The 18,348-nt window shown below is 74.1% G+C and carries 18 protein-coding genes; 11 read left to right on the top strand and 7 right to left on the bottom strand.

All coding sequences use genetic code 11. The annotated features are described in order from the left end of the window. Window positions 1–32 precede the first annotated feature (32 nt). The 3 genes from ACFU6K_RS03430 to ACFU6K_RS03420 all read left to right on the top strand — a co-directional run bounded on the left by ACFU6K_RS03430 (window position 33) and on the right by ACFU6K_RS03420 (window position 3,000). Window positions 33–236: an MbtH family NRPS accessory protein gene (locus tag ACFU6K_RS03430; protein WP_316528801.1), complete on the top strand. Its 204-nt coding sequence runs from the start codon at window positions 33–35 to the stop codon at window positions 234–236. Between the two features lie 94 nt (window positions 237–330). Continuing rightward, entirely contained in the window at window positions 331–843 is a 513-nt protein-coding gene (locus tag ACFU6K_RS03425; protein WP_380660622.1) for a GNAT family N-acetyltransferase, read from the top strand. An 81-nt stretch (window positions 844–924) separates the two neighbouring features. Then, window positions 925–3,000, top strand: a complete 2,076-nt coding sequence (locus ACFU6K_RS03420) for a DUF2264 domain-containing protein (protein WP_380660621.1) — start codon at window positions 925–927, stop codon at window positions 2,998–3,000. 23 nt (window positions 3,001–3,023) lie between these two features. Here ACFU6K_RS03420 and pip read toward each other — a convergent pair whose 3' ends face one another. Further along, on the bottom strand, window positions 3,024–3,983 hold the full coding sequence (gene pip, locus ACFU6K_RS03415; protein WP_380660620.1) for a prolyl aminopeptidase: 960 nt from the start codon (window positions 3,981–3,983) through the stop codon (window positions 3,024–3,026). Window positions 3,984–4,467: 484 nt separating this feature from the next. Between pip and ACFU6K_RS03410 the strand changes: the two genes are divergently transcribed. From ACFU6K_RS03410 to ACFU6K_RS03395, 4 genes are all read left to right on the top strand, one after another. Then, complete coding sequence (locus ACFU6K_RS03410) at window positions 4,468–4,995, top strand: hypothetical protein (protein WP_380660619.1); 528 nt, start codon at window positions 4,468–4,470, stop codon at window positions 4,993–4,995. Between the two features lie 241 nt (window positions 4,996–5,236). Beyond that, window positions 5,237–5,479, top strand: a complete 243-nt coding sequence (locus tag ACFU6K_RS03405) for a hypothetical protein (protein WP_380660618.1) — start codon at window positions 5,237–5,239, stop codon at window positions 5,477–5,479. A gap of 91 nt (window positions 5,480–5,570) precedes the next feature. Then, window positions 5,571–6,521 carry a restriction endonuclease gene (locus ACFU6K_RS03400; protein WP_380660617.1) on the top strand — a complete coding sequence of 317 codons (951 nt, stop codon included), beginning with the start codon at window positions 5,571–5,573 and terminating at the stop codon, window positions 6,519–6,521. Further along, window positions 6,521–7,600, top strand: a complete 1,080-nt coding sequence (locus ACFU6K_RS03395) for a restriction endonuclease (protein ID WP_380660626.1) — start codon at window positions 6,521–6,523, stop codon at window positions 7,598–7,600. Before ACFU6K_RS03400 ends, ACFU6K_RS03395 begins: the two co-directional genes overlap by 1 nt. Window positions 7,601–7,940: 340 nt before the next feature. Here the strand turns inward: ACFU6K_RS03395 and ACFU6K_RS03390 are convergent, their stop codons facing one another. After that, complete coding sequence (locus tag ACFU6K_RS03390) at window positions 7,941–8,090, bottom strand: hypothetical protein (RefSeq protein ID WP_380660616.1); 150 nt, start codon at window positions 8,088–8,090, stop codon at window positions 7,941–7,943. A 107-nt stretch (window positions 8,091–8,197) separates the two neighbouring features. Between ACFU6K_RS03390 and ACFU6K_RS03385 the strand changes: the two genes are divergently transcribed. Then, the gene (locus ACFU6K_RS03385; RefSeq protein ID WP_380660624.1) at window positions 8,198–9,283 is read left to right on the top strand and encodes a DUF5937 family protein; all 1,086 of its coding nucleotides are present in this window, start codon (window positions 8,198–8,200) and stop codon (window positions 9,281–9,283) included. A 95-nt stretch (window positions 9,284–9,378) separates the two neighbouring features. On the opposite strand, the gene ACFU6K_RS03380 is transcribed toward ACFU6K_RS03385, so the two are convergent. Genes ACFU6K_RS03380 through ACFU6K_RS03360 form a run of 5 tightly spaced genes read right to left on the bottom strand, consistent with a single transcriptional unit; the run spans window position 9,379 to window position 14,812 of the window. Beyond that, window positions 9,379–10,386, bottom strand: coding sequence for an oligopeptide/dipeptide ABC transporter ATP-binding protein (locus ACFU6K_RS03380; protein WP_380660615.1), 1,008 nt, complete (start codon window positions 10,384–10,386; stop codon window positions 9,379–9,381). Next, window positions 10,383–11,405 (bottom strand): ABC transporter ATP-binding protein, encoded by a 1,023-nt coding sequence (locus ACFU6K_RS03375; RefSeq protein WP_380660614.1) that lies wholly within the window; start codon window positions 11,403–11,405, stop codon window positions 10,383–10,385. The genes ACFU6K_RS03380 and ACFU6K_RS03375 overlap by 4 nt, the downstream gene beginning before the upstream one ends. Further along, window positions 11,402–12,304, bottom strand: a complete 903-nt coding sequence (locus ACFU6K_RS03370; RefSeq protein ID WP_380660613.1) for an ABC transporter permease — start codon at window positions 12,302–12,304, stop codon at window positions 11,402–11,404. The genes ACFU6K_RS03375 and ACFU6K_RS03370 overlap by 4 nt, the downstream gene beginning before the upstream one ends. Next, window positions 12,291–13,259, bottom strand: a complete 969-nt coding sequence (locus ACFU6K_RS03365) for an ABC transporter permease (RefSeq protein ID WP_380660612.1) — start codon at window positions 13,257–13,259, stop codon at window positions 12,291–12,293. The genes ACFU6K_RS03370 and ACFU6K_RS03365 overlap by 14 nt, the downstream gene beginning before the upstream one ends. Further along, window positions 13,256–14,812: an ABC transporter substrate-binding protein gene (locus ACFU6K_RS03360; protein ID WP_380660611.1), complete on the bottom strand. Its 1,557-nt coding sequence runs from the start codon at window positions 14,810–14,812 to the stop codon at window positions 13,256–13,258. Before ACFU6K_RS03360 ends, ACFU6K_RS03365 begins: the two co-directional genes overlap by 4 nt. A 247-nt stretch (window positions 14,813–15,059) precedes the next feature. Between ACFU6K_RS03360 and ACFU6K_RS03355 the strand changes: the two genes are divergently transcribed. From ACFU6K_RS03355 to ACFU6K_RS03345, 3 genes are all read left to right on the top strand, one after another. Beyond that, window positions 15,060–15,659: a TetR family transcriptional regulator gene (locus ACFU6K_RS03355; protein WP_380660610.1), complete on the top strand. Its 600-nt coding sequence runs from the start codon at window positions 15,060–15,062 to the stop codon at window positions 15,657–15,659. Between the two features lie 118 nt (window positions 15,660–15,777). Next, a complete protein-coding gene (locus ACFU6K_RS03350; protein ID WP_380660609.1) occupies window positions 15,778–16,563 on the top strand; it encodes a tyrosine-protein phosphatase in 786 nt (261 codons plus the stop codon). Next, window positions 16,557–18,332: a glycoside hydrolase family 3 protein gene (locus ACFU6K_RS03345; RefSeq protein WP_380660608.1), complete on the top strand. Its 1,776-nt coding sequence runs from the start codon at window positions 16,557–16,559 to the stop codon at window positions 18,330–18,332. Before ACFU6K_RS03350 ends, ACFU6K_RS03345 begins: the two co-directional genes overlap by 7 nt. Window positions 18,333–18,348 lie beyond the last annotated feature (16 nt).

The raw sequence follows: 18,348 nt of genomic DNA, 5'->3' as shown, positions 1-18,348 counted from the left end.
GAGACCTATCCACGATGACGAAGGAGCCCGACATGGACGAGAACACCCGTTACCAGGTGCTGCGCAACGACGAGGAGCAGTACTCCCTCTGGCCCGCCGACCTCGACGTCCCGGCCGGCTGGCAGCCCGTCGGCACCGAGGGCACCGAGGCCGAGTGCACCGCCTACGTCGACGAGGTGTGGACCGACATGCGCCCGAAGAGCCTGCGCGAGCGCATGGAGAACGCCGGAGCCTGACCGGCCGCGGGGACGGGGCCGCCGGCCGCGCCGACCGGCCCCGCCCCCGCGGCTGACGCACCACCGAACCACCACGACCCAAGAGGAGAGCAGCATGACCCCTCCGCTGCGCACCGAGCACCTGGAGTTCATCCCCTACCGGCCCGAGGACGAGGACGCCTTCGTCTCGCTGCTCCGCAACGCGGACGTGTGCCGCTGGATGGGCCAGGACCTCGTTCCCGAGCCGGACATCCGCACGCTGTTCCGCGCGATCCTGACCGACGTATACCCGCAGGACCTCTTCGACATCTGGGGCCTCTGGCTGGACGGCGCGTACGCCGGCCACGCCGAGGTCAAGCGCACCGGGAACGTCGACGGCCACGAGCTGGTCACCGCGCTGGCCCCGGAGTTCTGGGGCCGGGGCCTGGGCGCCGAGGTGGTCCGCGGCCTGATCCGCTACGCCGGCGACGATCTCGGGCTCAAGGAGGTCTACGGCATGGTCGGCGCGGAGAACACCCCGAGCCTGACGATGTGCCGCCGGCTCGGCTTCCGCCACCTGCGCGACGTCGTCGGGGACGACGGCTCGGTGACGAAGCTGCTCGCCGTCTCCACCACCGACCAGGGCTGAGCCGCCCCGGCCCGCGGCGGGCCCGGCCGTACGGTGAGGGTGCCGGAGCCGCCGGCACCGTCGCCACGAGGAGGCCGCCGCATGCGAGACCGACCGACCGCGGGGCTCGACCTGCCGCCCGAGGACCGGGACGGCGCGCCGCTGACGGGCTGGACCCGTCGGCACTGGATCGCGGTCGCGGACCACCTGCTGGCGTCCCTACGGCCCTACCGCAGCCCGCTCGGGGCGCGGATCTCGCCGCCGGGGCGCGGCAGCTGGTCGGGCGGCGACACCGACGGCCTGGAGGGCTTCGCGCGGACGGCGGTACTGGCCGCCGTCCGGCTGGCGGCCGGGGACGAGCCGGCGCGCGGCCGCCTCGGCGAGCTGGCGGACCAGGTCACCGCCGGGCTGCTCGCCGGCACGGACCCCGGCGGGCCGGAGCGCTGGCCGGCCGTCACCGACTACTCGCAGCAGATCGTCGAGGCCGCGTCGATCGCGGTGGCCCTGCACGAGTCCCGCCCGTGGATCTGGGAACGGCTGACCCCCGGTCAGCGCGAGCAGGTGGCGCAGTGGCTCGGCGGGACGGTCGGCCGGGGGGTGCGGGAGAACAACCACGTGCTCTTCCAGGCGGTGGTCGGCGAGTTCCTCGCCTTCGTCGGCGCCGGGCACGACCGAGGCGAGATCGAGTCCCGGCTGGAGCAGATCGAGCCGTGGTACTCCGGCGACGGCTGGTACCTGGACGGCCCGGAGACCCGCCACGACTACCGCTCGGGCGGCCCGGAGGAGTTCGCCGTCGGCCCGGAAGCGGCCTACGACGCCGGCCGCCGCTTCGACCACTACAACGCCTGGGGGTTCCACCTCTACCCGCTGCTCTGGGCGCGGATCGCCGGGGAACGCGCCGGGGCCCGGGCGGCGCTGTACCGCGAACGGCTGCACCGCTTCCTCGCCCAGTACCGGTGGCTGTTCGGGCCGGACGGCGCGGTGCTCCACCAGGGGAGGTCGCTGAGCTACCGCTTCGCCTGCCTGGCCCCGTTCTGGCTCGGGGCGCTGGACGGCGCGACCCCGCTCAGCCCGGGGCAGACCCGCCGCCTGGCCTCCGGCGTGCTGCGGCACTTCACCGAGCGGGGCGCGCCCGACCCGCGCGGCCTGCTCCCGCTTGGCTGGTACGGGGAACAGAGCGCGGCCGCCCAGGTCTACAGCTCGCCCGGCTCGCCGTACGCGGCGGCCATGGGGTTCCTGGGGCTGCTGCTCCCGGCCGGCCACCCGGTATGGACGGCGCCCGAGGAGCCGCTCGCGCGGGAGCGCGCCGACCTGACGGCCGCGCTGCCCGTCCCCGGGTTCCTCGTCCACCGGACCGCCTCCGACGGGCTCGTCCGGGTGCTCAACCACGGCTCCTGCTACCTGACCGCCCCGCCGGCCGTCGAGCGCGACGAGCCGCACTACGCCAGGCTCGCCTACTCGACCCGCACCGGGCCGGTGATCGGCCCGGCGCAGGCGCTACGGATCGACAACCACCTGGCGCTGCTCCTGCCCGACGGCACCGCCACCCGCCGCGAGCGCATCCACCCGCTCGCCGTGACCGACCGGTACGCCGCCTCCTGGCACCGGCCGCTGCCCCCCGGAGAGCCCGCGCCCGGTGCGGCCCCGCCGCCCGTGGTGAGCGTCTCGGTGCCGGCCGGGCCCTGGGAGATCAGGGTGCACGGCCTGCGCCGGCCGCCCGGCTGGGGCCTGCGCGAGGGGGGTTACGCGCTGGCGGCCGAGGCGGAGCCGGAGGAGGCCCTGCGGGAGCTCCCGGGCGCGGCCGTCCGGACGGTACCCGGCGCGAACGGGCCGGGGCTGGTCAGCGCGGTGGTCGGGCTACACGGCTGGACGACGGCGGAGGTGCACCGCCACGAGCGGGCGAACGCCTTCGGCCACCGCTGCGCCGTGCCAGTCCTCGTGCTCCCGCCCGCTCCGGCACAGGTGTTTGACGGTTCGCCAGAAGAGGTCGAGGTGGTGGTCGGCGCCGTGCTGCTGACCGGCGCGCCGGGGGCGCCCCCGGCGCCGGAGGTGACGGTCCGGGTGGCGGGCGCCGAGGTCCGACTGGCGTGGCCGGACGGGCGGAGACTGCTGGTCCGCCCGGTCCTGCCCTGGCGCGCCCCGGTCGACCGCGGTCCGGCGACCCGAGCCCAGGGCTGACGAAGTCGGCTCCGCGTCCTGGTTCAGCGGTTCTTGAACTCCTCGATGGCGGTCCGGGTCGCCTGCCCCATCGCCTCGCTGCCGGCGTGTCCGGAGTCCTCGATGATGTGGAGCCGGGCGCCCGGCCACGCCTTCGCGAGCTCCCAGGCCGTCTGGACCGGGCAGCCCATGTCGTGCCGGCCGTGGACGAGCACCCCCGGGATCCCCGCCAGCAGGTGGGCGTCGCGCAGGAGTTGGTCCTCCTCCAGCCAGGCGCCGTGGCTGAAGTAGTGGGCGCAGATCCGGACGAAGGCGATCCGCGCGTCCACCTCGCGGTCGCTGTACATGCCGGGCGAACCGTTGGGCTCGTTCGAGATCACCGCGTCCTCCCAGGCGAGCCAGTCGACGGCGGCCTTCTCCCGGACGGCGCGGTCGGGGTTCTCCATCAGCCGCGCGTACGCCGCCAACAGGTCGCCGTCCCGCTCGTCCTCGGGGACGCCGTCGCGGAACCGGTCCCACGCCTCCGGGTGGAACCGCCCGGCACCCCGGTAGAGCCAGTCGGTCTCGGCCCGCCGGGCCGTCGTCACGGCCTGGATCACGATCTCGGTGACCCGCTCGGGATGCCGCTGCGCGTAGGCCAGGACGAGGGTCGACCCCCAGGAGGCGCCGTTCAGCAACCACCGCTCCACACCGAGGTGTTCGCGCAGCCGCTCCATGTCCTCGATCAGGTGCCGCGTCGTGTTCAGGCTCATGTCCGTTGCCGGGTCACTGGCGTGCGGCGTGCTGCGGCCGCAGTTGCGCTGGTCGAAGCGGATGACCCGGTAGCGCTCCGGGTCCCAGGCCCGGGTCGGCCGTCGCGGCGCGCCCGCTCCCGGGCCGCCGTGGACGTTCAGCGCGGGCTTGCCGTCCGGCTTGCCGAGCTGCTCGTAGTAGACGCGGTTGCCGTCTCCGGTGTCGAGGAATCCGCTGTCGTACGGGTCGGTCGGAGGATAGAGGTCAACCATGACCGCCGATCGTACGCGGCCGCCCGCAACGGGCGGAAGGCGCCGCCGACTTGAGCTGGGCGGCGCCCCGGGAGCTCCGTCCGCACGGCGCCATGGCGGTGGAGCCGCCACGTTACCGGCCAGGCCCAGAAGCTCCTCGATCACCGGAGCGGCAGACGTGGAAACACCGTGCCCGCACCGCCGTTTCCACCAGCGGTACCCGGGCTGAGCAGGGCATCGCCACCACCCGAACCACCGGCCCCCTGGACTTCTCGCGCTGCGGGTGAGGGCGCGTCCGGCGCCACTGCCGCCCGTGTCGCCAGGTGAGCCGACGCGGCGTGGTGTGCCCGCCGGGGTACGGACGGGCCGGCTCCGCTCTGCCGCGCTTCGGGGCGCGGTCTTCGCGCGCCTCCCACTCGGCGACTGGCAGTGGCAGGGTGAGCGCACGGAGTAGCTCTCCGTTCCTCTCCCTGGAGGTTCGATGGACGCCGTTTCGTTCCGACCCGTGCTCTCCAAGCTCGGCGGCCTGGCCGTGGCCATGGCGCTGGCCTGTGGGTTCCTGATGGTCCCGGCGATCGCGCCGGCCCATGCGCAGGGACCGGTGGACGTGGAGTGCGAGGGTACGTACACCAACGAGTTCAGGCCCGCGCTGACCAATCAGCCGCAGAACGTCACCATCAGCACGCAGTACTCCTACGCCACGTGCGTGACGGGCCTTCCCGGAACGAGCTCGGTCACGAGCGTCTTGCTGGAGAGCTGTCTCAACGCGCTCCACGCGCTCACCCCGTTCACCGAGACCATCACCTGGAGCGACCGGAGCACGAGCACCGTGTTCTGGTCCTCCGTGCAGGACACCGGCGGCTCCGCGACGTTCACCGGTACCGTGACCGCCGGCCGCTACACGGGAGACAATGCGGTGAAGGCCCTGGAAGCCCTCGACATCAGCGGAACCAACCCGGAGCTGTGCCCGATCGGAGAAGGCACCGTCTCCGCGGCGAGCGGCTCTGTCACCCTCACCCTGACCTCTCTGTGACGGCACCGTTCGCACGTGCCCCGTCTGCCCCGGAACTCGTCTCCGCGGCAGCCGGGGCACGTCGTCGCGCAGGGGTGACCTTCTCAGCGGAGGGCGGCCGATCGGGGCTCACCACTGGATGAGGACGGCTCCCGGGCCGCCCGCGGTGCTGGGGGAACCAGCGAAGCCGGCCTCGCCGTCGAGTCCGTTCGAGGGGGTGCCGCCGTTGCCTCCGGCACCGCCGCTTCCGCCGCGCTCCCGCATGGCCGACCGCACCTGCGAGATCGTGCTCGCCGAGAAGCCCGCGACGCGTGCGCGAGAGCTCTGGAAGAACAGCACGGTTCGGCGCCACGTGCATGCGCCGCCGCGCGGCCTTCTCGGGGAGATGGCGGCCGGGCGCGAGCGGTGCACGTACTGCGGGGACATGCTGTGCCGGAAGAAGCGCGAGTTCGTCCCTGCTCACCTGCTCAGTGCCCGAGTGGTGGCTGCCCACAGCGAGGGCTGAGGACCATGGCCAGGCAGTCGATTTCAATCATGACCAATCAAGAATCTGTCTTCGAGGGTGAGTTGTCGGCGGCGCCGAGTAGGGTCGCGCGGTGATCATCGACCGGCACGCGCGTGTCGTGCCTCCTCGCTCCAGCTCCAAGGCGATCTCGCGCGCCATGGGCAGACTGATCGGCAAGGCCGACCGGGACGACCAGCTCCGAGCGCTCATCTGGATCGGCCAGTGTCGGCTCGCCCAGCGCGTGGTGGACGGGTGGGAGGGCCATGTCGTCCGGCTCCGGCGGGAACTGGACGCGGCGAAGAGTCGCAATGACCGGTGGGCCTCCCTGCTGGAGACCATGTTCGACCCGGTCGGGAGCTTCCAGAAGCGCCAGTGCGAGGAGGTGGCCAAGGATCTGTGCGAGCAACTCGATGCCGAGCTGGGGGAGGCGAGGGAGGCCCTGGAAGAGGCCCGCTCGGCTCTGGACTACATCGACTCGGCGCTGGACCGACTCGCGCCGCTCGACCACCAGCTTCGTGAGGCTGGCGAGCGGCTGGCCCGCCTGTTGCGTGAGGACCGTGAGCGGCTTCACCTTCTCGCTCTGCGGGAAGAGCACTTCCGGAAACAGAAGGCCGACAGGACCGTGCGAACCCTCGCAGCAGTCGACGCCCTGGCCCCCAAGGACCTGGCGGGGCTCGTGCGCGGCCTTCTGGGGGAGGAGGGCTGGACGCTGCTCGGCACGCGGATGGGGAGGACCGTCGTCATCTCCGCTCGACGACCGGCGGGGCACACCATCGCGATCTTCCTACCCCTCGGTGCCCGACGGGAGATGAAGCCGCACCTCAAGGTGGCTGACGTCCAGAACGCACGGCGTGCAGCCGCGTCCGCCCGGGTCGGCAGCGTCGTCGTGATGGGGACCGGCACGGCCACAAGGCCGGCACGCCGCTACGCCGACTCCCACGGGATCACCCTGGTGGACCGGGACGGGTTCGAGCAGTGGGCCATCCTGCGCTGCCCCCTCGATCTCGGATCCTCGCACGACACGGACGAAGCGGTGAAGTGATGCACATCAACTGGAAGACGGACGTCGCGATGCCGAAGCCGGAAGAGCCGGCCTACCGTGCGGAGCTCGACGAGTGGGTCCGCTCCGCCACCGACGACGACTTGCTGGCCGTACTGCTCTACCAGACCGAGGGCGAGGTCCTCGGGGACGTTTACGAGACCGCGTACCAGTTCCGGCGCGAGGCGGAGTCGGCACTCGACGACGCGAAGCGCCTTCGGCCGGCCGACCAGTGCCTGCCCGTCCGATCGGACAGCCTCCGTGCGTGCGCCCGTCTTCTGGAGTCACTTGAGCAGGAAGTGGACCGAGCCGACAAGCGCGAGGACGCGGCGGCCGCCCTGGTCATCCGGCACTTCGGCGAGGCAGGGACGGTCGACGTCTCGGAACGCTACCGCCGAGAGCTGCCGCCGCCCGCCTCGCTGGAAGAAGCCGGACGCATGGAGGGCGACTTGCAGGCGTCCCGGCGAAGGCTGCGCGCAGTGCTGCGTGAGCATTCCGACGCGGTGCACGCGATCGCCCTGCGCGAGCTCGAGTACGAGGCGTTCGTCCGCACTCCCGGGAGTCTGCGGCTGTCCGCCATCGACGCGATGACCCCTGTCGAGTTCGAGCGGGCTGTCGCCGAACTCGCCCGACGGGACGGCCTGTCGGTGACACAAGGCCGCGGCAGGGCAGGCGACCTCGGTGCCGATGTGATCGCGCTGGCCCCGGACGGCCGCAAGATCGTCATCCAGTGCAAGCACAAGCACCACGCGGGCCGGAAGCGGCCGTGCGGTTCGGACGTGGTCCAGACCGTCAACGGCACGGCCCGCCCCGAACACGGCGCCGACATCGCCGTGATCCTCACCAACGGCACGTTCTCGAAGCCCGCTCACACACTCGCGCACAAGCACGACATCCACCTGCTGTGGGGAGAGGACCTGGAGCGCTGGGCCACGTGGGGGACCCCGCTTCTCGACGTACTCGGCGAAGACGACGACACAACGGTCAGTACCGTTGCGGCCCCAGGACTCCACGGTCCCGTCGGACAGCAGCGCCGGCGTCCTGGTCGAGCTGCGCGTCACCAAGGCGGTCACCGGGCGTAGTCGACCTCGGGGAAGTCGGGGGAGGGAGCGTCGAGCAGTCGACCCTGGTCGCGGAGGTGGAGGTCGAAGAAGGCTCGCGGGTAGGCGCGTTGGAAGGCCTGTGCCGAGGGTGCCCACGACCAGGTACGGACGGTCGAGCCCGGCGTCCACCACCGGGCCCGCCGCGCCCCCGTCCAGGCTCATGCCCGCCGTGATCCGCCCGTCGGTGAGCATCGTCGCGGAGGTGGTCGACGGTGACCATCACGAAGCCGTGACTGGCGAGGTCCTCCATGATGCCGGTGCCGAACGACCGTGACGCGTCGGCGCCGGGGGAGTAGAGGGCGAACCGTGCTTCGCCTCGCTAGGCCCGCCGGAGTGCGAGGGCCGCGCGGATGCGGCCGACGACCGCCCGCAGGACGGCGAGGTCGTGGGTGCCGGGCAGGGGCGGGGCCGGTTCGCCGTGCTGGGCGGCCCGGTGGCTGTCGAGGAGCTGCTGCTGCAGTGCGTTCATGCCACCCACCCTGTGCCCGGCGGGCCCCGTCCGTCCCGTCGATTGACGGTCCTGGTCAAACGACGCGACAGCGCCCCCGCCCGATCCGGCACCATGGTGGGGTGAGCGTGACCATCGACATCACCGGACTGCCGCACGAGCGGATCACCTTCTGCCCCTCGCCGCTGGCCGAACTCGGCAACGCCCTGCACGCGCTGGCCGAGCCCGCTCACCACCCACGCCTGCACGCCTGGACGACGGCGACCGCCGCCACGCTCGAACCGGAGCTCGCCGACCGGCTCGTCGAGGCCGACTTCATGTGGCGCTCGACCCGCTCCGACTTCCTGATGCCGCCCCGGCCCCGGGAGACGCTCGCCGAGGAACTGGACGACCTCGACCACCTGGACGACGAGACGTTCGTCGGCTCGGCCCTGGAGATCTCCTGCAGCAGCAGCCGCTACTCGCAGGGCATTCCCTCGCCGCTGACCGACGACCGGTCGCGGCGCCGCGCGCTCGACCTCGCCGCCGCGCGGGGCCCGCGCCAGGCGGCCTTCGTCGAACGGACGCTCGCCGACCCCACCGGCACCCGGGCCTGGATCCGGCGCCTCCTGGAGGACTGCGACCGGGCGTTCTTCGCCGACGCCTGGCGCCGCGTCCAGATCCAGCTCGCCGCCGACGCCCGGCACAAGACCGACCTGCTGCGCCGCAAGGGCCTGGCGGAGGCACTCGCGGCGACCTCCTCCGTACTGAGTCTGGAGGAGGACGGGCACGGCACCCGCATCGTCGTCGACAAACTGGTGCACGGCCGCACCGAGGCCGGCAGCACGGGCGTCACCCTGCTGCCGACCGTCTTCGGCTGGCCGCACTTCTTCGCCCTGTACGCGCCGGGCTGGCAGCCCGTGATCCAGTACCCGGCCGCCGCCCACGAGGTCGGCGGCGCCGAGTCGGTGGAGGCGGTGAAGCTGCGCCTGGAGGCGCTGACCCACCCGATGCGGATGAACCTGTGCCGCCACCTCGCGCGCGGAGCGTACTCGACGAGCGAGCTGGCCGACTCGCAGGACATCACCGCACCGGAGGTCTCCCGCCACCTCGCCGTCCTGCGCAAGGCCGGGCTGCTCACCACCCGGCGCCGGGGCCGCTATGTCCTCCACCAACTCGACCTGTCGGTCGTGGCCCGGATCGGCAGCGACTTCCTGGAGTCCGTCCTGCGGTAGGCCACTCTCTCGGATCCTGCCGGGTGCGCGGCGCGGCGCGGCGCGGGGCAGGGTCAGGACGACAGGGCCCGGGCTCCCGGGGCACGCCCGGCCGGTCAGGCCTGGGCGGCGCCGACCAGCGGGCGGTGGCAGGCCACCGTGCGGCCGGGTGCCACCTCCCGGTGGCGGGGCTCCTCGGTGGCGCAGCGGGGGTCGGCCAGGGGGCAGCGGGTGCGGAAGCGGCAGCCGCTGGGCGGGGCGAGCGGGGAGGGCGGGTCGGCGGGGAGCAGGCCGGTGTCGCGCAGCGGGCGGCCGGGTTCGGGGACGGCGGCGAGCAGGGCGGCGGTGTAGGGGTGGGCGGGGGCGGCGAGGACGGCCTCGGTGGGGCCGCGCTCGCAGACGCGGCCGAGCTGGAGCACGGCCACCTCGTCGCTCACCGCCCGGACCACGCCGAGGTCGTGGGAGATGAACAGGCCGGCCAGTCCGCGTTCCTCGGTGAGCCCGCGCAGCAGGTTGAGCACGGTGGCCTGGGCCGAGACGTCGAGCGCGGAGACCGCCTCGTCGGCGATCAGGACGCGCGGCCCGGCGGCCAACGCCCGGGCGATGGCGACCCGTTGGGCCTGTCCGCCGGAGAGCTGGTGGGGTCGGCGGTCGCCGAACAGGGCGGGCGGCAGGCCGACGGCCTCCAGCTGCCGGGTGACGGTCTCCTCGCGGTCGCGGTCGCGGTCGCGGTCGCCGGCCGGGTCGGGGTGGGCGTCGAGGGGCTCGGCGACGAGGTCGCGGACCCGGCGGCGCGGGTTGAGGGAGGAGAGCGGGTCCTGGAAGACCATCTGGAGGCGGGGCCGGACGGCCCGCAGGGCGCGCGGGGAGAGCGCGGCGAGGTCGGTGCCGTCGAGGGTGACGGTGCCGGTGGTGGGCGGGGGCAGCCGCAGCAGGGCCTTGGCGATGCTGCTCTTGCCGGAGCCGGACTCGCCGACCAGGGCGAGGGTGCGGCGCGGGTACAGGGCCAGGTCGACGCCGCTGACGGCGTGCAGCGGGCCGGAGCGGGTGCGGTGGACGACGCCGAGGCCGGTGGCCTCCAGGACGGGCTGGTCGGGGGCCGCGGCTTCGCGGGAGACGGTCATGCCACGGGCTCCAGTCCGGCGGGGGTGATGGTGTCGGCTTCGGTGAGCGGGAAGTGGCAGTCGGCGGTGTGGCCGTCGGCCGAGGCGTGGGTGGGCGGGGCGGTCGTGGTGCAGAGGTCCGTCGCCCGCTCGCAGCGCGGGGCGAAGGGGCAGCCGGGGATGGGCCGGGTGAGGTCGGGCGGCGAGCCGGGGATGGCGGGCAGGGTGCGGCGCAGCGGGCCGGTGACCCGGGGGACGGAGCGCAGCAGGGCCGCGGTGTAGGGGTGCCGGGGGTCGCGGGTGACGGCCTCGGTGGGGCCGGTCTCGACGATCCGGCCGCCGTACATCACGGCGATGCGGCGGGCCCGCCCGTACAGCAGGCCGATGTCGTGGGTGATCAGCAGGGTGGCCAGGCCCCGGTCGACGCGGTGCTGGTCGAGCAGGTCGAGGACGGTGCGCTGGACGGTGACGTCGAGGGCGGTGGTGGGTTCGTCGGCGAGCAGCAGGGCGGGTTCGCCGGCCAGGGCGGCGGCGATGCCGACGCGCTGGCGCAGGCCGCCGGAGAGCTCGTGCGGGTGGGCGCGGGCCCGCCGGGCGGGGTCGGGGACGTCGACGGCGGCGAGCAACCCGGCGGCGGTGCGCAGCCGTTCGCGCCGGGAGAGGCGACGCCGGTTGGTGATCGACTCGGTGACCTGGTCGGCGATCCGGACCACCGGGTTGAGCGAGGTCATCGGGTCCTGGTGGACCATGGCGATGCCGGTGCCGAGCAGCTCGGCGCGGCGGGCGGGGCCGGCGGCGAGCAGGTCCTCGCCGTTCAGCCGGATCTCGCCGGTGGCGACGGCCCTGGTGGTGCGCGACTCGACGCCGAGGACGGTGCGGGCGAGGACGGACTTGCCGGAGCCGGACTCGCCGACCACGCCGAGGCACTCGCCGGGCGCGATGCTCAGGCCGACGCCGTGCAGGACATGCAGGGCGCGGCCGTCGGGGGTGTGCAGGACGGTGTCCAGCGAGCGGACGTCGAGGACGGGGGCGGAGGTCATCCGCGCACTCCCTTCGTGGTGGGGCGCTTCGGGGCAGTGGCCCTCGCGGCGGCGGGAGCCCCCGAACGCAGCCGCTCCCCGAGGTAGTTGAGGGCGAGGACGGTCAGGCAGAGCACCGCCGCGGGCGCCAGCGAGATCCACGGCGCGCTGCCGAGCGCGGTGCGGCCCTCGGCGATGATGCCGCCCCAGGAGGGCTCCGGCGGGCGCAGCCCGAAGCCGAGGAAGCTGAGTGAGCCCTCGGCGACGATGGCGACGGTGGTGGCGGTGAAGGCGAAGGTGAGGGCGACCGGCACGACGTGCGGGACGATCTCACGGCGCAGGACGCGCAGCGGTGCGGTGCCGATCATGCGGGCGGCCTGGACGAACCCGCGCTCGCCGAGCGAGAGCACGACGGCGCGCACCACCCGGGTGAAGTGCGGGACGGTGAGCAGCCCGATCAGGGTGCCGATCACGGTGAGGCTCGGGCCGCGCAGCGAGACCGTGATCATCACCAGGATCAGGCTGGGCACGGACATCAGCAGGTCGGTCGCGAAGCCGATCGCCTTGTCGACCGAGCCGCGGAACCAGCCGGCGGCGAGGCCGAGCGCGCCGCCGCCGAGCAGGCCGACCAGGATGGTCAGGGCGGCGACGGTGAACGAGGCGCGGGCGCCGGCGACGGTGCGCTGCAGGACGTCCCGTCCGGCGGCGTCGGTGCCCAGCCAGTGGCCGGGGCCGGGGGCGGCGGAGGGGTGGGCGAAGTCGCCGTGCAGCGGGTCGAAGCCGGGCAGCAGGGGCAGCAGCAGGGCGGCGAGGGCGACCAGGGCCAGCCAGGCCGCGGCGGCGAGCACGCCGGCCGGGGGACGGCGGCGGGCGGTGCGGGCCTGAGGAACGGTGACGACTGTGGGCTCAACGGTGCTCATGGGCGATCCTCGGGTCGATCGTGCGGTACAGCAGGTCGACCGCGAAGGTGGCCGCGACCACGCCGAGGGCGCTGACCACCACCACGGCCTGGACGACCGGGAAGTCCCGGCCGGCGATGGCGGCGGAGGCCAGGCTGCCGACGCCGGGCACCGCGAACAGCGACTCGACCAGCACCGATCCGCCCAGCGAGGTCCCGATGCCGATCCCGATCAGCGTCACCAGCGGCAGGCTGGACGGCCGCAGGGCGCGGCGCAGCAGCAGCCGGGTGGTGCCCATGCCGCGGCTGCGGGCGGCGGCGATGTACGGCTGGTCGAGGGTGTCGAGCAGTTGTCCGCGCAGGGTGCGGGTGAACACGGCCGCCTCGGTGAGGCCGAGGGTGAGCGCGGGCAGCACCAGGTGGCGGAGGTTCTCGGCCGGGTCCTCGGTGAACGGGGTCCAGCCGGTGGCGGGCAGGACGCGCAGCTGGACGGCGGCGATCCAGATCAGCAGCAGGCCGAGGGCGAAGCCGGGGACGGCGAGCCAGCCGAAGGTGCCAGCGGTGGCGATCCTGTCGAAGGTGCCGCCGGGCCGCCAGGCGGAGAGCAGGGCGACGGGCACGGCCAGGAGGAGCGCCACCAGCTGGGCGGCGAGGAAGAGTTCGAGGGTGACGGGGATGCGATCGGCGAGTTCGGTGGTGACGGCGGCTCCGGTGGACAGCGAGTGGCCGAGGTCGCCGTGCAGGGCGTCGCCGATCCACTGCCAGGTGGCGGCGAGGAGGTTGCGGTCCAGGCCGAGTCCGGCCTCGTAGGCGGAGATCTGCTCGGGAGTGGCGGCGGGGCCGAGGGCGGCGACGGCGGGCGAGCCGGGCATCAGGTGGGGCAGGGCGAGCGCGGCGACGGTGACCAGCAGCAGGACGGCCGCGGCCCGGCCGACCCGTCCGCCGTACCGCAGGGCGGTCCGGGTGCCGGGGGTCACCGCTTCACCCACAGGGCGGCGGGGGAGACGTTGAGGACGGTGCGCCTGGACAGGTCGGGCAGGCCGCCGACCTTGGCGGCGGAGAGGAAGCCGACGGTGTTCTCGGTGAGGAAGGCCATCGGCGCCTCGTCGACGACCCGCCGGGCGGCCTGCTCGTAGGCGGCGGACCGCTTGGCGGGGTCGGTCGAGGCGCGGCCCTCGGTGATCGCCTTCGCGGCCTCCGGGTCGGTCCAACCCGTGAAGTTGTACGGCGAGTTCGGCAGGTAGAGGCTGGCGAGCGCGGTGTCGGTGTCGCCGAACATGCTGGTGATGAAGTCCAGCACCTGGAACTTGCGCTGGAGCATCGCGGTGCCCAGGCTCGCGTTGTCCATCGGCTTGATGGTCATCCTGATCCCGGCCTCGCCGAGCATCTGCTGGAGCACGGTGGCGCGCTGCTGGGCCTCGGGGCGGCTGTCGACGAGGTAGTCGAAGGCGAGGTCGGGGTGGCCGGCCTCGGCGAGCAGGGCGCGGGCCCTGGCCGTGTCGTGGGCCGGGTACGCGGCGGCGGTGCGGTACGGGGAGCGGGAGCCGATCGGGCCGTCCGATGCGGCGCCCTGGCCGAGGAAGACGACCTTCTCCAGGGCCTCGCGGTCGATCGCGTACTGCACCGCCCGGCGGACCCGGACGTCGTCGAAGGGCGCGGCCTTGGTGTTGAAGACGACGGTGCTGGTGGAGCCGGGCCCGGTGGCGGCGCGCAGCCCGTCGGCGGCGGCCTGCTTGAGCTGGCCGGGCGTCTCGGTCCAGATCAGGTCGGTGTCGCCGGAGCGCAGCGACTGGTAGCGGCTGTCGGCGTCGGACAGCACCCGGTAGACGAGCTTGTCGGCGTGGCCCTTGGCGCCCCAGTAGGCGGGGTTTCGGGCGAGGGTGACGGAGACTCCGGGCTGCACGCTCTCCACGGTGTACGGGCCGGAGCCGACGGCGGGGGAGTCGCCGGACGGCGCCTCGGAGACGTAGCCGAGGGAGCGGGTGAACAGGTCGGGGAAGGCGGCGTCGGGCGCCTTGAGGGTGAAGGCGACGGTGGTCGGGCCGGTGACGGCGGTGGTGGCGATGGCGGCCGCGTCGAGGGCGCAGGCGCACTTGCTCTCCGGCCTGGCGAGCCGGGCGACGTGGTCGGCGACGGCCTGGGCGTCCAGCGGCTTGCCGTCGCTGAAGGTCACGCCCTCGCGCAGGTCGAGGGTCCAGACCGTGGCGTCCGCGTCGGGGGTGAAGGACTTGGCGAGGTACGGCTGGACGGTGCCGTTGTCGCCGTTGACCATCAGCGGGTCGTACAGGGCGTTGGCGAGGACCATCATCGGCATCTGGATCAGCGTTCCGTCGGCCGGGTCGAGCTTGGCGAACGGCCGGTCCAGGCCGATCTTGAGCGTGCCGCCGTCCACGGCCGGCCCGTCGGCCGCCGCGCCGGTGTTCCCGGCGGCGCCGCCGGTGCCGGACAGCGCGTCGTCGGAGGCGGAGCAGGCGGTGAGGGTGAGCGCGGCGGCGAGGGCCGCCGATGCCAGGAGGTAGTGCCGCTTCATGGTTCCTCGGTTCGGGGGAGTGGGGGCGGCCAGGGGGAGTGCGGCCGCCGACGCGACACACCATTCCGGAAGTGGCAGGACTGCCAAAAGGCAGTTGTGCAAATTCCGGATGACGAAACCCCGAAGAGTCGGCGCCCGCCTTGAGCGGGCCCGGTCGGACGTGGTTCCGTACTCGTGGCCGCCCCCTCGGCGGCCCCACCCACCCACACGACCCACACTCAACTCACCGAACGGGAGCGGAAGAACGATGCAGGGGACGGACACCGCGGCGGAGCAGGGCATGCGCGACCGGAAGAAGGCGCGCACCCGCGACAGCATCCGCAGCGCGGCGCTCGACCTCTTCGAGGAGCAGGGCTACGAGCGCACCACCGTGGACCAGATCTGCCGCCGCGCCGACGTCGCCCACCGCACCTTCTTCCGCTACTACCCGGCCAAGGAGGCGCTGCTGTTCGGCTGGGACTTCGGCCAGGCCGTGCTCGACGCCTTCGCCGCCGCCCCCGCCGAACTCCCGCTCTGGGCCGCGCTCGACCAGGCGCTGACCGTCACCGGCGGACGGCTGGAGGAGCCCGTCGAGCACACCGACCGGCGCCGCCGGCTGCGCCGGGGCCTGCTCGACGTGCACTCCGTGCACAACTACGCCCTGGTCGTCCTCGACGCCTTCACCGAACGCACCGTCACCATCGCCGCCGAGCGGCTCGGCGTCGACCCGGCCACCGACCTGCGTCCGACCGCGCTCGGCGCGATGTTCGGCGGCATGGTGCGGCGCCACGTCCTGATCAGCTCGGAGAGCGGCACCCTGGCCGACTGGGTCAAGGCCTACCGGGACGTGCTCGCCACCGCGGGCTGACCCGAGCCCACACTCCGTCGCTCCCGGGCGCGCCGCCGGCCGCCCGGACGGCACCGCACGCCCTCCGGCACCCTCCCCGCACACCCATCGCCACCCGCACTTCCCGAAAGGCCCCCGCATGTCCCTGGTCAACTTCCGCGACCCCGCGGCGCTCGCCGACCCCGCGAGCCGGTGGGTCCGCCCCGGCGCCCTGTTCCGCTCCGCCCAGCCCTTCCCCGCCGCCGACGCGGCCGTCGTCGCCCAACTGCGCGAGCACGGCATCACCACCGTCGTCGACCTCCGGGGTGAGGCCGAGACCGGCCCCGAGGACTGGGCCGCCGCCGAGGCCGCCGGCATCGCCGTCGTGGCCGCCCGGATCGAGCCGACGAACGACGAACTCACGCAGGCCATGCGGACCATGACCACCGCCGAGGACCTCGGCGCCTTCTACCTGCTGATGGCCGAGTCCGCGCCGCGGGCCCTCGCCGCCGCCGTGGAGGCCACCGTCCGCCCCGGCGGGGTGCTGGTGCACTGCGCCGCCGGCAAGGACCGCACCGGACTGCTCACCGCGTTGCTGCTGGAGCTGCTCGGGGTGCCCGCCGAGGAGATCGTCGCCGACTACGCCCGCACCAACGAGGCGATCCAGCAGATCTGGGCCGGCCTCGCCGACCGCAACCGCGCCGCCCTCAACGAGGTCGAGGCCGGGCGGCTGGTCGTCCCCGCCCCGCTGCTGGAGGCCCCCGCCGGGGCGATGAGCGCCTTCCTCGACCTGGTCCGGGCCGGGTACGGCGGTGCCGCCGGCTTCCTGGCCGCCTGCGGGGTCGGCGCCGGGACGATCGAGGCCTTCCGTACCAAGGCCGCCGCGTCGAACACCCCCGCGTCGAACACCCCCGCGTCGAACACCGCCGAGGTGACGGCATGCTGACCGTCCTGCACCACACCGACGGCACGCCCTTCCGCGACCTCAACCACAACGGCACCATGGAGCCCTATGAGGACCCGCGGCTGCCCGTCGAGGAGCGGGTCGAGGACCTGCTGGCCCGGATGACCCCGGAGGAGAAGGCCGCGCAGATGCTGCACGGCCGGATGCTCCCCGGCGAGCAGGGCCCGTTCCCCTCCGGAGCCCACCTGATCACCGCACGCGACCTCACCCACTTCGCCATGATGGCCGTCCCCGACCCGCGCGCGATGGCCGCCTGGAACAACCACGTCCAGGACCTCGCCGCGGCCGGCCGGCTGGGCATCCCCGTCACCCTCTCCTCCGACCCCCGGCACGGCTTCACCGCCAACCCGGCCACCGCCCACACCGGCGGCGGCTTCAGCACCGGCCCCGAGCCGATCGGCCTCGCCGCCACCGACGACCCCGAACTGGTGCGCCGCTACGCCGACCTGATCCGCCGCGAGCTGTGCGCCGTCGGCATCCGGGTCGCCATCCACCCGATGGCCGACCTCGCCACCGAGCCGCGCTGGGCCCGGATCAGCGGCACCTTCGGCGAGGACCCGGAGCGCGCCTCGCGGATGATCGCCGCCTACATCGAGGGCCTCCAGGGCGGGCCGATCGGCCCGGACAGCGTCGCCTGCATGACCAAGCACTTCCCCGGCGGCGGCCCGCAGGCCGGCGGCGAGGATTCGCACTTCGCCGCCGGACGCCGACTGGTCTACCCCGGCGGCGAGTTCGAGACCCACCTGCGCCCCTTCGAGGCGGCCTTCGCCGCGGGCACCGCGCAGATCATGCCCGCCTACGCGATCCCCTCCGGCAGCGGCCTCGCCGAGGTCGGCGCCAACTTCAACCGGGACGTCATCACCGGCCTGCTGCGCGGGCGCTACGGCTTCGACGGCGTGGTCTGCACCGACTTCAACGCCATCACCGGCATGGACGTCCCCGGCGTGGTCACCCTGCCCCCGCGGCACTGGGGCGTCGAGGAGCTGTCCGTCGCCGAGCAGGTCGTGCTCACCCTGGACGCGGGTGCCGACCAGCTCGGCGGCGAGACGGACCCGGAGCTGATCCTGGCCGCCCTCCGCTCCGGCGCGGTCACCGAGGCCCGGCTCGACGAGTCCGTCCGCCGCATCCTGCGCGACAAGTTCCGCCTCGGCCTGTTCGACGACCCGTACGTGGACCCGGACGCCGCCGCCGAACTGGTCGGCGCCCCGGAGGGCCGGGCGCTCGGTCGCGAGGTCCAGCGCCGCTCCGTGGTCCACCTGGCCGGCGAGCCGCGAACCGCCACCCGGCTGTACGTCGAGGGCGTCGACCCGGCCGTCGCCGCCCGGTACGGCACCGTGGTCGAGGACCCGGAGCGGGCCGACCTGGCCGTCGTCCGCCTCGCCACCCCGTACGAGCGGCGCGAGGGCCTGCTGGAACAGCACTTCCACAGCGGCTCGCTGGAGTTCGAGCCGGCCGAGGCCGCCCGGCTCGCCGCGCTGGCCGTCGCCGTCCCCACGGTCTTCGCGGCCCAGCTGGAGCGGCCCGCCGTGCTCACCCCGCTCGCCCCGCACGCGGCCCTGCTGATCGGGGAGTTCGGCGCCGCCGACGAGGTCGTCCTGGACGCCGCGCTCGGCCGCGCCCCGATGACCGCGACCCTCCCGTTCGACCTGCCCGCCTCCGACGCGGCCGTGGCCGCGGCCCGCGAGGACGTCCCCTTCGACACCAGCGCCCCGCTCTTCCGCCACGGCCACCGCGCCGGCGCCGGAAGCTGAGCCGTGACCGCCGCGG

It is taken from the genome of Kitasatospora sp. NPDC057512, from assembly GCF_042802135.1.
Lineage (GTDB): Bacteria > Actinomycetota > Actinomycetes > Streptomycetales > Streptomycetaceae > Kitasatospora.
The sequence above is the reverse complement of the archived record's forward strand: the minus strand, read 5'-3'. Positions and strand labels throughout refer to the sequence as shown.

Bases quoted from the DNA above. Each gene is read 5' to 3' on its own strand.
- ACFU6K_RS03355 (WP_380660610.1), top strand. From the start codon at position 15,060: ATGCAGGGGACGGACACCGCGGCGGAGCAGGGCATGCGCGACCGGAAG.
- ACFU6K_RS03405 (WP_380660618.1), top strand. From the start codon at position 5,237: ATGGCCGACCGCACCTGCGAGATCGTGCTCGCCGAGAAGCCCGCGACG.
- pip (WP_380660620.1), bottom strand. From the start codon at position 3,983: ATGGTTGACCTCTATCCTCCGACCGACCCGTACGACAGCGGATTCCTC.
- ACFU6K_RS03360 (WP_380660611.1), bottom strand. From the start codon at position 14,812: ATGAAGCGGCACTACCTCCTGGCATCGGCGGCCCTCGCCGCCGCGCTC.
- ACFU6K_RS03395 (WP_380660626.1), top strand. From the start codon at position 6,521: ATGCACATCAACTGGAAGACGGACGTCGCGATGCCGAAGCCGGAAGAG.
- ACFU6K_RS03380 (WP_380660615.1), bottom strand. From the start codon at position 10,386: ATGACCGTCTCCCGCGAAGCCGCGGCCCCCGACCAGCCCGTCCTGGAG.
- ACFU6K_RS03430 (WP_316528801.1), top strand. From the start codon at position 33: ATGGACGAGAACACCCGTTACCAGGTGCTGCGCAACGACGAGGAGCAG.
- ACFU6K_RS03420 (WP_380660621.1), top strand. From the start codon at position 925: ATGCGAGACCGACCGACCGCGGGGCTCGACCTGCCGCCCGAGGACCGG.
- ACFU6K_RS03425 (WP_380660622.1), top strand. From the start codon at position 331: ATGACCCCTCCGCTGCGCACCGAGCACCTGGAGTTCATCCCCTACCGG.
- ACFU6K_RS03345 (WP_380660608.1), top strand. From the start codon at position 16,557: ATGCTGACCGTCCTGCACCACACCGACGGCACGCCCTTCCGCGACCTC.
- ACFU6K_RS03375 (WP_380660614.1), bottom strand. From the start codon at position 11,405: ATGACCTCCGCCCCCGTCCTCGACGTCCGCTCGCTGGACACCGTCCTG.
- ACFU6K_RS03350 (WP_380660609.1), top strand. From the start codon at position 15,778: ATGTCCCTGGTCAACTTCCGCGACCCCGCGGCGCTCGCCGACCCCGCG.
- ACFU6K_RS03390 (WP_380660616.1), bottom strand. From the start codon at position 8,090: ATGAACGCACTGCAGCAGCAGCTCCTCGACAGCCACCGGGCCGCCCAG.
- ACFU6K_RS03370 (WP_380660613.1), bottom strand. From the start codon at position 12,304: ATGAGCACCGTTGAGCCCACAGTCGTCACCGTTCCTCAGGCCCGCACC.